The organism is Mucilaginibacter sp. Mucisp73 (assembly GCF_059491465.1).
The window spans coordinates 3,002,704-3,014,919 of sequence record NZ_CP168507.1 but is presented as its reverse complement, the minus strand read 5'-3'; the positions used below and the strand labels follow the sequence as shown (position 1 = coordinate 3,014,919).

Here is a 12,216-nt window from a genome sequence, read left to right as displayed (position 1 = left end):
GTCAGTACTTAGCTTTTCAGTTCGTTCAGGCAGGCAATGTAGTCGTCAAGTACCTGTTGGTTCAATACATATTTAAGGTTCCGACCTTCTTTTTGTGATAGTAATAAATCGGCATCAACCAGTTGTTTAAGGTGGTGTGATACGGAAGGCTGCGTAAGGTCAAGCAGATCATTTACCTCCGCACAGTAAAGGCAATCTTTCCTTTTTTTAAACTGTTGTAAAATAGCTATCCGGTTCGCATCACTCAGCGCCCTGGATATTTTCTCTATTTTTTTGTTGTCCATTTTTTGCCGTCAATTATATGTAATCAGCGTTATGATGTAAAGGTAAAATAATATTAACATATAGAAATGTTTCTATGTATTTAAAACGCATAAATGACAATAAAAGGATATAAAGACAGGCCTTATGGAGGAGAGATGCTTCTCCGATGTTCCATTTTGTCACAAACACACCCGTTTGTTGGCATATTTACCTGTTTAATAGTGATCGTGCTGATCTTAATTTTATGGTATGAAAGTAGTAAGAGTACAATATACCACACGCCCGGAGTTTGCGGCCACCAATCAGCGGAACATCGCTGCCATTGTTGAAGAGTTGAAAATTCTAAATCATCCCGGTATTAAATATACAGCATGGCTATTGCCCGACGGTAAAACATTCATGCATTTTGATCAGCTCGAAAATGAAGAAGCCCACCTTGTATTACAAGGGCTGGCTTCGTTCCATAAATTTGCTGACGAACTTGAAGCCAGTGATTTAGAAGTCGAACCCAAGCTTGAGCTGCTTTCGCTTGTGGCGTCTACGGAGACCTATTTTTAATGCACTAAAACTATTGTTTGCCGATTGGTAAAGCCGTTTCTGTTTTCGCAGCTTTCATCACGAGTTTGGTTTCTACTTTACCAATTGCAACGACCGCGAAAAGCCGGTTCATCAAAAAATCATAGTACTCTTTGCGGTCTTTTACGGTTACCTTAAGTATAAAGTCAAAATCGCCGGTGAGGTGATAGCATTCCAGTACTTCCGGAAGTTTAATGATCTCACTTTCAAAATGGCTTAAGCTGTGCTGACTGTGATCTTTCAGTTGCACATGCGTAAAGGTCATGAAATCCAGCTCGAGCTTTTCATGATCAAGCACCGCAACGTATTTTTTAATATAGCCTCGCTCCTGGAGCGAACGGATCCTGTTATTGATAGGAGTAGTGGTTTTGTTAAGCTTAAGGCCTATCTCCTGGCCGGTAAGGCGCGCATTTTCCTGTAAAAGCTGGAGTATGCGGATATCTGTTTCATCGAGTTGGTTGAGCATGAGAGTTATAAAAACTAAAATATAAGCTTTAAATATTTATCAAAAGTTTTAAAACCTGTTTTTAAGAAGATTTTTAGTCTTAAAAACCAAATTTTAAGTGCTGTGTGGATTATGAGATTGTGAATATACAATTTTACATCGTAATACTATGAAGCACGACAAAAAACAACTATCGCCGGTAATCCTTGTTACGGGCGCCCGGGGGCAGATCGGTACCGAACTGGTTGCCGCTTTAAGAAATGTTTATGGCAGGGAACAAGTAATTGCCACCGACTTACATGATGCTATGGCAACCCCGGATTTAGAGGGGCCATATCACCAGTTAAATGTATTAGATAAAGATGAGCTGGAAAACCTGGTTGCTACCTACGGAGTAACTCAAATTTATCACCTTGCAGCTACCTTATCTGCCAAAGGAGAAGAGGCCCCGCTAAAAGCATGGCACCTGAACATGCAAAGCCTGCTCAATATATTGGAAGCAGCCAAAGATCATAAATTGGATAAAGTGTTTTGGCCGAGCAGTATCGCTGTATTCGGGCCTTCAACAGCACGTAAGATCAGTCCCCAGAATGCTTTGCTTGATCCAAAAACGGTCTACGGTATCAGCAAGGAAGCTGGTGAGCAATGGTGCGCCTATTACAGGGAGCATTATGGAGTGGATGTACGCAGCTTGCGTTATCCAGGATTGATCAGCTACAGCGCCCCGGCTGGCGGGGGTACTACAGACTATGCGGTAGCTATATTTCACGAAGCTTTGCAGAATGGACGTTACGAATGCTACCTAAGCCCCAACACCGCATTACCTATGATGTATATGGATGACGCGGTAAGGGCTACACTTCAACTGATGAACGCGCCCGTGGAAGCACTCAAAGAACGCGGAGCATATAATATCGGTGCTTTAAGTTTTACACCTGCTCAGCTTGCCGTAGAGTTGAAGAATCACCTGCCCGATTTTACCATTAGTTATAACACCGACAAGCGCCAGTCCATTGCAAACTCATGGCCCGCCGGTGTTGAGGATGCTGAAGCAAGGCGCGACTGGAACTGGCGTCCTGAATATGATCTTGTTACTATGACTGCAGATATGCTCGGTCATCTTACACCTGTTTATAAAAATAACAGCAATACTGCTGCAGTGAGTTAAATAAGGGTTTAATGAGAGACCTGAATATTACCCAATCGATCACAGCCCGGGATGCCGCTTCGCTGGAGAAGTATTTTAGTGATATTGCCCGCGAGCCAACTATCAATACGGAAGAAGAAGTTCTGTTAGCTCGGAAGATCCGGCAGGGAGATCTGTCGGCTTTGCATAGGTTGGTAAAGGCCAATCTGCGTTTTGTGGTTTCCGTGGCAAAAAAGTATCAGCACCAGGGCATGCCCATGGGCGACCTGATAAGCGAAGGTAATTTGGGTTTGCTTGAAGCTGCGAAACGGTTTGACGAAACCCGCGGCTTCAAGTTTATATCTTATGCAGTTTGGTGGATCAGGCAGCGAATCATGGAAGCGCTGTTGGATAAAACGCGGATGATCCGCCTGCCTGCCAACCAGGTGGATATGATTGTTCATGTTAACAGGGCTACAGGGGTTCTGGAACAACGACTTGAGCGACTGCCCGTTCAGGATGAAATAGCGGCATTCCTGGAAACTGCTGAATGGAAAGTAAAAGAAGCTTTACATGTGGCTCCTTTTACTCATTCGTATGATAAAGCCGATACACCCGGCAATGACGGATACAGCCTGCTTGATCGTTTACATACAGATGAATCCGGAATAGAAGGCCTTTTGGAAGCTTACCAACTTAAACAACAGCTTGATGATTTGCTTAATAAGCTAAACGATGCTGAACGATCTGTTGTGTTTTATCATTATGGTCTGGACGGGCACAGTGAACTCTCGGCTCCCGAAATCGGCAACCGGCTTGGTATTAGCGCAGAAAGGGTAAGGCAGCTAAGAAACCGGGCTATTGACAAGCTTAGGGAAAGTGCTAATTTGCAAAAACTTGAAATTTGAGATAAGAGGTAGGGATTTTATTTTCTGTGTCTTAATTTCTTTCGGTGCTTTATCATTCGTTTGTTAACTTCACCAGTCCATTATTCAGAGCTAATTTGCGATTAAAATGAGCTGCTGAACTATTTATCTTGCATCCGCTGGATTAAGCAAACGTTTGCGCTAAATTAAGATTGCAGGAAATTAGGCATTCCTATTTAACCTTTATAATTTAGGAGCTTAAAAACATCATGGTCGGTACACTTAATATACGGTCAATCATGTTCAACCCTACAAATGCAAATGAAAAAAATACTCCTCTCTTTATTATTGCTAACCCTCATAATTTCACAGGCTTTTAGCCAGGCGAAACATAGTTTTAAAATTGCTGATGGTAATTTTATTTATGATGGAAAATCCATTCAAATCCACTCGGGCGAAATGCATTTTGCAAGAATCCCTAAAGCTTACTGGAAGCAACGCCTGCAAATGCTCAGGGCAATGGGTATGAATGCGGTTGCCACTTACGTTTTCTGGAACCATCATGAGGTTAGTCCGGGTGTGTGGGACTTTAAAACTGATAACCGCGATATCCGCGAGTTTGTAAAAACCGCACAGCAGGAGGGCTTAATGGTAATATTAAGGCCGGGCCCCTACGCTTGTGCCGAATGGGAATTTGGCGGCTATCCCTGGTGGCTCCAAAATGATAAACAATTGGTTATCCGCAGTAAAAACGACCGCTTCCTGGACTCCTGCAAAACTTATATCAACCAGTTGATGGGGCAGGTTAAAGACCTGCAAATAACCCATGGCGGGCCAATAATCATGGTTCAGGCCGAAAATGAATTTGGATCATATGTAGCTCAGCGTAAGGATGTGCCACTTGCCGATCATAAAATTTATAGTGCAGCTGTAAAAGATCTGCTTTTAAAAGCGGGCGTTGATGTGCCATTGTTTACTTCTGATGGCGACTGGTTGTTTGAAGGCGGCGTAATTAAAGGGGCATTGCCAACTGCCAATGGCGAAGGTGATACCAGAAATTTGAAGAAGCTCATTAACCAATATAACGGAGGAAAAGGCCCTTATATGGTGGCCGAATATTATCCTGGCTGGCTTGATCATTGGGGCGAGAAATTTGAAAAAGTATCAGAAACCTCGGTAATTAAAGACCTGGAGAAGTACTTGAAAGATACCGTATCATTTAATATATACATGGCACATGGTGGCACCAATTTTGGTTTCACAAGCGGTGCTAATTATGACAAGGAACATCAAATTCAGCCGGATATCACCAGCTATGATTATGATGCCCCTATCAGCGAGGCAGGATGGGTAACTCCCAAGTTTACAGCTATCCGCAACCTGATGAAAAAGTATGCAGCTTATGCTATTCCTGAAGTACCCGCGCAGCTTCCGGTGATCCAGATACCGGTTATTAAGCTTACCAAAACGGCCGATTTGCTGGAGATGGCGAAAGACCAGCCCGCTGTAGAAAGCGATACCCCGCAAACATTTGAAACGCTTAAGCAAGGCCATGGCTATGTATTATACAGCCGTAAATTTACCCAACCTGTCAGCGGCACTTTAAACCTGGAAGGCCTGCGGGATTATGCGACCATATATGTAAATGGCGAAAAAGTTGCAGAGCTTAACAGGCAAAGTAATAAATTTAGCTGCCCTGTAAATATTCCTTTTAATGCGCGTTTGGATATTTTGGTTGAAAACCTTGGCAGGATCAATTACGGGGGCGAGATCATTCACAATCTTAAAGGAATCATTAGCCCGGTGAAGGTTGACGATCATGAAATTACAGGCAACTGGCAAATGTATAAGCTACCTATGGATAAAGTACCGACGCTCGGGGCAGGCACAACAAACACACCCGGCCATCCAGCACTTTACCAGGGGACATTTGACCTGACTAAAGTGGGAGATACCTTTTTAGACATGAAGAATTGGGGTAAAGGTATAGTATTCGTAAACGGGATCAACATTGGTCGCTATTGGAAAATTGGCCCGCAGCAAACGCTTTATTTGCCAGGCTGCTGGCTAAAAAAAGGTACAAACAGTATCGTTGTACTTGATCAGTTGAATGATATCCAGCAAACAGAGATCGCTACGGTAACCGTGCCGGTATTAGATGGCCCGGTAAGTAAATAATATAATTTAACTTAATGAATGACGGCAGGATACTATCCTGTCGTTTTTTTATGGCTGTTATTTAACAGGATTTGGTTTTAATATTTAACTATTACTATTTAAAAATAAGAGGTAATTTAACCTATTGTTTATATCAATAGATAAGCCTTAATAATAGTTCTAAATATTCGTACGGGTTGGTATATTCACACTTAATTATGAAATCCTTAAGTTAGATTAAGGAAGATAAATCCTGTTTCTTATTCCCGAACGAAACAATTTGTAAGCTTTTGGTTTGATAATAAGTGCCGTAAATCGATGAAAATCAGTAAGGTTCTATATGTTGTATTTATATTATTGATCGGAACCATAGCGAGGGTATCTGCCCAAAATACCTATGTAGCCGCGGTGCACGGCGTACTCGATCTTCGTAATCAGCCTGTCAATGATAAAATTGAACTGACCGGAAACTGGTTGTTTTATTGGAACCAATTAATAAATCCCAATGACACTACTGCTATTAAGGACAGGCTTTTGGTTGAGTTTCCATTTAAATGGAGTGGATATGCCTGGCGGGGCAAAAAGCTACCTGCGTTTGGCTATGGTACTTACCGACTTAAAATTTTACTTCCCCAAAAACACGGCGAATTAAAGCTGGCCATGCCTGATGTTTACAGCGCGTACAGGCTGTATATTAACAAAAAGTTAGTATCATCAAACGGGAAGGTAACTACTTCCGGAAAGGGATTTGAAGCACATTGGGAATATCATGCTGTTGCCCTGCCCAACAGTGATACCATCAATATCACATTACAAATTTCCAATTTTATACACAGTAAAGGAGGAATCAGTAAACCCATTTTCATAGGGCCTGCGGAAAGAATTGACCTGGCCCGGCATCGCGCCGAAGGTATTGATCTGATGCTGACGGGCTGTTTACTGATGGGGGGATTATTTTTTCTTGGTTTATATCTGCTGGGCAGCCGTGATAAAGCCATTTTACTTTTTGCCTTGTTCTCGATAGTTTATAGTTACCGGATCATAGGTACAGATAACTATGTGCTGCACACCTTATTGCCTGATATTAACTGGTACATAACGGCCCGGTTGGAATATATGAGCTTATTTTCGGGGATAGGTCTGTTTGGGCTTTACACGTTATACTTATATCCGGCAGATGTAAATCGGCGGGTTGTAAATATTATTAATGGCATTTGCTTTTCGTTCACTTTAATGACATTATTTAGTCCTCCGTGGATTTTTACCCAGCTCGTGAACCCATTTTTAGCAGTGATGCTGTTTTGCCTCGTTTATATTCCATATGTATACTCAAAAGCCTGGCGCAATAACAGGCCCGGATCTGTTTATGCTTTAATGAGCGCGTTTGCTTTAATGTCGGTATTTGCGATATCGCTTTTTCATTACTGGGCATTAATACCTCCGTTGCAGCTGGTTAGTTTTTTAGGATATATCGCTTTTTTCTTTTTGCAGTCGCTTGTGTTAGCGCACCGGGTATCATTTGTATTGAAAAAGGCGAGGGCTGAAGCCGAACAGGGTTTAAAGGTTAAAAGTGAATTTTTGAGCACGATGAGCCACGAAATCCGGACACCGCTTAATTCGGTAATAGGGATGAGCCATCTGCTGCTTAAGAACGAGCCACGCAAGGATCAGATCGAACATCTCAACGTCATGCTTTTTTCGGCTAATAACCTTTTGGCAATAGTGAATGATGTACTGGATTATAACAAGATAGAAGCCGGGAAGATAACTTTTGAAAGCATTGAAATGGACCTGGCTGCACTTGCCCGTAATGTAGTAGGTGGTTTGCAAACAGTAGCACATGATAAGGATATAACCCTACGCCTTGATTTTGATAAGAAATTGCAGCATAAACTGCTTGGCGATCCCACCCGCTTATCGCAGGTAATTACTAACCTCGTTCATAATGCTATAAAGTTTACCCCAAGCGGGGAGGTTGTGTTAGGGATTGAGGTGAAAGAACAAACCGAAACTACGGCCACATTAATGGTGTTTGTTAAAGATACCGGTATCGGTATCCCCCGTGGCAAACAAAAACTCATATTTGAACGCTTTACCCAGGCCGATTCGTCCATATCACGCAGTTTTGGTGGGACAGGTTTAGGTCTCGCAATCAGTAAAAAAATATTGGAGTTACAGGAATCGTCCTTGCAGTTGATTAGTGAGGAAGGAGTAGGCTCGGTATTTTATTTTGTTAAAACCTTTGAAAAAGCTGGTAAAATATCAGAGGCGGTTAATGTTAACGTTAAACCCGATGCAAATGATAAGCTCCTGAGCGGGATCTCTATCTTGCTGGTTGATGATAACCCGATGAATGTGCTGGTGGCGCAAACTTATTTAAAACGCTGGGGGGCTGCTACCGATGTGGCAACCAACGGACAGGAAGCACTTGACAAGCTGGATACGTCAAAACATCGTCTTGTGTTGATGGATTTGCAAATGCCTGTGATGGATGGGTATGAATCCACAAAAAAAATGAGATTGAACGGTATAAATATCCCCATTATAGCGCTTACCGCCAATCTTCCCAAAGATGTAGAGGACGAAGCTTATAAAACAGGTTTTGACGATATTGTGATGAAACCTTTTTTACCCGATGAACTGCATAGTAAAGTATTGCACCACGTTTTTAAGCAGGAGCATGTGTAAGATATTCCTGAATCAAACTTCCTGTTTATTTTCTGAATAAAAATTTCATTTACTCATAGGGGTAAAATGATCCTGGCGTGTTTCAGGATAAATTTTACTAAAATGAACTCATTAGCTTCCTTATTACTTCTTATTACTTTTATTTACCCTCCCGATAATAATCGGGCCAGCCGGATGATTGAGGAAAATAAATGGATAAACATCCTTACAACCATTAATTACCGCGTTAAGATTTAATTGAATGTTAACCCAAACTGATGATATTTTGGATATAAATAGCGAACAATTGATCCCGCTGTTGCTCTCGGGCGATGAAGCGACCTTTGAAAAGGTATATAAGCACTTCATCAGACCGTTACATGTGTATGCTATCTCTATTTTAAGAGATGAAGATACGGCGAAGGGGATGGTACAAAACGTTTTTATGCGGCTGTGGGAACGAAAGGAACGGCTGAATTTTACCGGCTCGATAAAGGCCTACTTGTATGGCGCGGTTTATAACGAATGCCTTAACAACCTCAGGCACCAGAAAGTAAAGGTTAATCACCAGCAGCACGTACTGTATATGACAAAGGATAAAGTTGATGGGGCCGCCGGTATGGAACTGCTTGACCTCAAAGAAAAATTACAACAGGCATTGAATGACCTGCCCGAAAAATGCCGTACAGTGTTTCAGCTGAGCAGGTTTGAGGATTTAAAATACCAGGAAATTGCTGATGAATTAGGCATCTCCATAAAAACAGTAGAAAACCAGATGGGCAAGGCCCTGAAAACATTACGGCTCAAATTAGTTGATTACCTGCCGTTGATCATTTGGCTTATCAGCCGGGCTTTTAATATTATTTAACATGATGGACGATTTATTAACCAAATACATGCTGAACGAGACCACGCCGGTTGAGAACGAAACCATCAGCCGCTGGCTTGGCGAAAATGACGATAACCGGAAATATTTCGATCATTTTAAACTGATCTGGGATACCAGCCGCGAACTTAAAATAGAAAGTAAGCTTGATCCCGAAGCTTCATGGGCCGAATTTAAACAGCTGGCGCAAAACAGGGATGAAGCACCGGCTACAATTAAACCTTTAAAACCGGCAAACAGCTGGCTTAAAATGGCTGCTATGTGGCTGGTGATATTGGGAAGTGCGGGGATCTTGTACGCCGTATTCAAGCCGGTAAAAGTTAATATGCTTGCACTGCAAAGCGGTAATATAGTACGCAAGGTTACCTTATCAGATGGATCATTGATCACCATGAATAAAAACTCGGTGTTGAATTACCCGGACAGATTTACCGGCGGTACCAGGGAGATATCATTAAAGGGGGAAGCCTTTTTTGATGTGGCTCATGACAAATCAAAACCATTTATGATCCACGTAAATGACCTGGTTGTGAAGGTGGTAGGTACATCGTTCAATATCAAAACTACCGGCCCCAATACCGAGGTTATTGTTGAAACCGGCATTGTGCAGGTAATTCAGCAGGAGATAGTGGTGAAACTAAAACCTAAGGAGAAAGCATCGGTACAAAGTGGCCGCCTGCAGAAAGGCAGCAGCCAGGATGAGCTATATAATTATTATCGTACCCAAAAGTTCGTAGCCAATAAAACACCACTGTGGCGGCTTGTGGATGTGCTTAATGAAGCCTATCACGCAAATATTGTTATAGATAATAAAAAACTGGCTAACAGGACTATAACAACCACATTTAAAGCAGATTCACTTGATGGGATATTAGAGGTCATAAGCAAAACCCTGGGCGATGTTAAAGTGGTCAAAAAACCTCATCTCATCATAATCAAAAACTGATGGAAAAGAAACTAAGCATATTATTTTATATAATGCTCGTGTTGGCGGGCTGCCTGCTCATTACCAATGCGCTGGCGCAGGATAACCTGAACCGTACTGTAGCGCTCAATGTTAAACAAAAAAAGATAGCCGAGATCCTCACCATTATCGGCGAAAAAGGGAAGTTTTATTTCTCGTACAGCAATGATGTCATCAAAACCGATAGTGTGGTGAGCATAGTATCATCCGGGCAAACGATCAAAAACTTACTTGATGAGCTGTTTCATGGCAGGGTTGATTATAAGGAGTCGCCGGGATATATTATTCTCCGGCCTACCCCGTACAGGTTAACCCTTGTGCCTGATACCCTGGCCCGGCCAGGCAATGTTTATTACATCAGCGGGTACGTGTATGATGATATCACCGGCAAAAAACTTTACAATGCCAGTGTTTATGAAAAAAATTCGCTGGAATCAACCCTTACCGATCAGAACGGTTACTTCCAGCTCAAGATAAAAGCCAATGGTATGATTACACTTAATGTAAGTAAGGAGCTATATCGTGATACCAGTATCAATTTTTTAAATAATGTAAACGTATCCATAAAGTCACGCGAATATTATTACAGCGCCGATGCCGCAAATTCAAAATCAGACAGGAGCTGGCTGGGCAGAATGTTCCTTTCATCCGGCCAGAAAATACAGAACCTTAATTTAGGTGGATATCTTTCAACGGTTCCGGTACAAACCTCGCTTTTACCAAGTTTAGGAAGCCATGGTATCATGAGCGGGCAAATAGTCAATAACTTTTCGCTCAATATTTTAGGGGGATATAACGGTGGCGTTAATGGCGTTGAACTTGGGGGACTGTTTAATATCAACAAACAAGAAGTTAAATATGTACAGGCCGCCGGGCTCTTTAATATTGTTGGGGGTAACAGCAAAGGCGTTCAATTGGCCGGCATTAATAATAACGACCAGAAAAACATAGAAGGTATCCAGGCGGCTGGTATATATAATATGGTAAAAGACAGTCTTAAAGGCGTTCAGCTTGCCGGGATCTTTAACCACGTGAGCAATAGCAAAGGCATCCAGGCGGCAGGTATTTACAATTACACCCGGAAAAACAACAAAGGTTTTAGTATTGCGGGGATAGCCAATGTTACAGGCAACGAAGCAAGCGGAATACAGGTAGCAGGAATTTTTAATAAAGCCCGGGTGATAAAAGGCGTGTCATTTGCTATGGTAAATATTGCCGATACGCTTGATGGTTATGGCATCGGCTTATTGAATATTTCGCGTAATGGATATGCTAAAATTGAAGTGTACAGTAACGAGATCACTACAACAAACATCGCCTTTAAGTCGGGGAATGCTAAACTGTATTCCATCATATCAGGCGGAGTTAATTTTACGGACAAACATGTTTATTACAGCACAGGTTTTGGCTTAGGTCACGATTTTATCTTCAATAACAATATGTCACTGTCAGCTGAAGGTTCGACTCAGTTACTATTGGCAAAAGGATGGAAAAACCAAAATCAGATAAACCGGGTAAGCGCGTTGCTCAATTTCAGAGCAGGTTCAAAAGTTAGCTTCTTTGCAGGGCCGTCGTTTAATGTTTACACTAATTATGGCAATCATCCCGGAGACAGCGATATTCAGCAGATCATAAAAAACAAACCTGGTTTGATTGATTGGGGTAACCGCACAAAAGGTTGGATCGGTTGGTCGGCCGGTATCACGATATTGTAAGTGTGCTTTAATATGTCCAAATTTGTGGAAATCACTAATCACCTGATGAAAAAACTCCTTTATCTCATTTTGTTCTGCGCACCGTCAGCTTGTTTTGCCCAGGATTCGAATAAAGACGTAACTTTCTTAAACCCATCTACAGTTGTTAAGCCATTTGGCTATTCTCACGCTGTAATTGTTGATCTGGGTAAAAATAAAATGGTGATCATGTCGGGTCAGGTTGGTTTGGATCAGGCCGGTAAGCTTGCCGGCAAAGGTGATCTGGCCAGCCAAACTGAACAGGTTTTTGCCAATATCAAAAACATTGTTGAGGCTGCAGGCGGGACCATGAATGATCTGGTTGAGTTGAACTACTATATCATAGACGCATCGCAGGTGCAGGTAGTTCGTAATATAAGGGATAGATATGTGAATACAAAGCAACCACCGGCAAGTACACTGGTGCAGGTAAGCAAGCTTTTCAGGGATGATATTTTAATTGAGATAAAAGCGACGGCTGTTATCAAAAAGAAGTGAGGTTAATATTAAGCCTACGAAGTTTTAAAAACTT

Annotated in this window: 11 protein-coding genes; 9 read left to right on the top strand and 2 right to left on the bottom strand. The window is 42.0% G+C overall.

Annotated elements, in window-relative coordinates:
* Positions 1 to 8: 8 nt before the first annotated feature.
* Complete coding sequence (locus tag ACEN82_RS12720) at positions 9 to 284, bottom strand: ArsR/SmtB family transcription factor (RefSeq protein WP_129568074.1); 276 nt, start codon at positions 282 to 284, stop codon at positions 9 to 11.
* Positions 285 to 513: 229 nt separating this feature from the next.
* Between ACEN82_RS12720 and ACEN82_RS12715 the strand changes: the two genes are divergently transcribed.
* Positions 514 to 822 carry a hypothetical protein gene (locus ACEN82_RS12715; RefSeq protein WP_413317240.1) on the top strand — a complete coding sequence of 103 codons (309 nt, stop codon included), beginning with the start codon at positions 514 to 516 and terminating at the stop codon, positions 820 to 822.
* A 10-nt stretch (positions 823 to 832) separates the two neighbouring features.
* On the opposite strand, the gene ACEN82_RS12710 is transcribed toward ACEN82_RS12715, so the two are convergent.
* A complete protein-coding gene (locus tag ACEN82_RS12710; protein WP_090525447.1) occupies positions 833 to 1,306 on the bottom strand; it encodes an Lrp/AsnC family transcriptional regulator in 474 nt (157 codons plus the stop codon).
* Between the two features lie 148 nt (positions 1,307 to 1,454).
* On the opposite strand from ACEN82_RS12710, the gene ACEN82_RS12705 reads away from it, so the two are divergent.
* The 8 genes from ACEN82_RS12705 (at position 1,455) to ACEN82_RS12670 (ending at position 12,182) form a co-directional block, all read left to right on the top strand.
* On the top strand, positions 1,455 to 2,453 hold the full coding sequence (locus ACEN82_RS12705) for an NAD-dependent epimerase/dehydratase family protein (protein ID WP_413317238.1): 999 nt from the start codon (positions 1,455 to 1,457) through the stop codon (positions 2,451 to 2,453).
* 11 nt (positions 2,454 to 2,464) lie between these two features.
* Positions 2,465 to 3,319, top strand: a complete 855-nt coding sequence (locus ACEN82_RS12700; RefSeq protein WP_413317236.1) for a sigma-70 family RNA polymerase sigma factor — start codon at positions 2,465 to 2,467, stop codon at positions 3,317 to 3,319.
* Positions 3,320 to 3,598: 279 nt separating this feature from the next.
* Positions 3,599 to 5,455: a beta-galactosidase gene (locus ACEN82_RS12695; RefSeq protein ID WP_413317234.1), complete on the top strand. Its 1,857-nt coding sequence runs from the start codon at positions 3,599 to 3,601 to the stop codon at positions 5,453 to 5,455.
* A 297-nt stretch (positions 5,456 to 5,752) separates the two neighbouring features.
* Complete coding sequence (locus ACEN82_RS12690; RefSeq protein ID WP_413317232.1) at positions 5,753 to 8,122, top strand: response regulator; 2,370 nt, start codon at positions 5,753 to 5,755, stop codon at positions 8,120 to 8,122.
* Positions 8,123 to 8,363: 241 nt separating this feature from the next.
* Complete coding sequence (locus ACEN82_RS12685) at positions 8,364 to 8,969, top strand: RNA polymerase sigma-70 factor (RefSeq protein ID WP_354482689.1); 606 nt, start codon at positions 8,364 to 8,366, stop codon at positions 8,967 to 8,969.
* 1 nt (position 8,970) lies between these two features.
* On the top strand, positions 8,971 to 9,933 hold the full coding sequence (locus tag ACEN82_RS12680; RefSeq protein WP_495644134.1) for a FecR family protein: 963 nt from the start codon (positions 8,971 to 8,973) through the stop codon (positions 9,931 to 9,933).
* On the top strand, positions 9,933 to 11,666 hold the full coding sequence (locus ACEN82_RS12675) for a carboxypeptidase-like regulatory domain-containing protein (protein WP_413317228.1): 1,734 nt from the start codon (positions 9,933 to 9,935) through the stop codon (positions 11,664 to 11,666). Before ACEN82_RS12680 ends, ACEN82_RS12675 begins: the two co-directional genes overlap by 1 nt.
* A 45-nt stretch (positions 11,667 to 11,711) precedes the next feature.
* Entirely contained in the window at positions 11,712 to 12,182 is a 471-nt protein-coding gene (locus ACEN82_RS12670) for a RidA family protein (RefSeq protein WP_413317226.1), read from the top strand.
* Positions 12,183 to 12,216: the final 34 nt, after the last annotated feature.

What these genes read in the sequence shown, in the direction of transcription:
- ACEN82_RS12720 (WP_129568074.1), bottom strand. Translation starts at nt 284, where the DNA reads ATGGACAACAAAAAAATAGAGAAAATATCCAGGGCGCTGAGTGATGCG.
- ACEN82_RS12715 (WP_413317240.1), top strand. Translation starts at nt 514, where the DNA reads ATGAAAGTAGTAAGAGTACAATATACCACACGCCCGGAGTTTGCGGCC.
- ACEN82_RS12710 (WP_090525447.1), bottom strand. Translation starts at nt 1,306, where the DNA reads ATGCTCAACCAACTCGATGAAACAGATATCCGCATACTCCAGCTTTTA.
- ACEN82_RS12705 (WP_413317238.1), top strand. Translation starts at nt 1,455, where the DNA reads ATGAAGCACGACAAAAAACAACTATCGCCGGTAATCCTTGTTACGGGC.
- ACEN82_RS12700 (WP_413317236.1), top strand. Translation starts at nt 2,465, where the DNA reads ATGAGAGACCTGAATATTACCCAATCGATCACAGCCCGGGATGCCGCT.
- ACEN82_RS12695 (WP_413317234.1), top strand. Translation starts at nt 3,599, where the DNA reads ATGAAAAAAATACTCCTCTCTTTATTATTGCTAACCCTCATAATTTCA.
- ACEN82_RS12690 (WP_413317232.1), top strand. Translation starts at nt 5,753, where the DNA reads ATGAAAATCAGTAAGGTTCTATATGTTGTATTTATATTATTGATCGGA.
- ACEN82_RS12685 (WP_354482689.1), top strand. Translation starts at nt 8,364, where the DNA reads ATGTTAACCCAAACTGATGATATTTTGGATATAAATAGCGAACAATTG.
- ACEN82_RS12680 (WP_495644134.1), top strand. Translation starts at nt 8,971, where the DNA reads ATGATGGACGATTTATTAACCAAATACATGCTGAACGAGACCACGCCG.
- ACEN82_RS12675 (WP_413317228.1), top strand. Translation starts at nt 9,933, where the DNA reads ATGGAAAAGAAACTAAGCATATTATTTTATATAATGCTCGTGTTGGCG.
- ACEN82_RS12670 (WP_413317226.1), top strand. Translation starts at nt 11,712, where the DNA reads ATGAAAAAACTCCTTTATCTCATTTTGTTCTGCGCACCGTCAGCTTGT.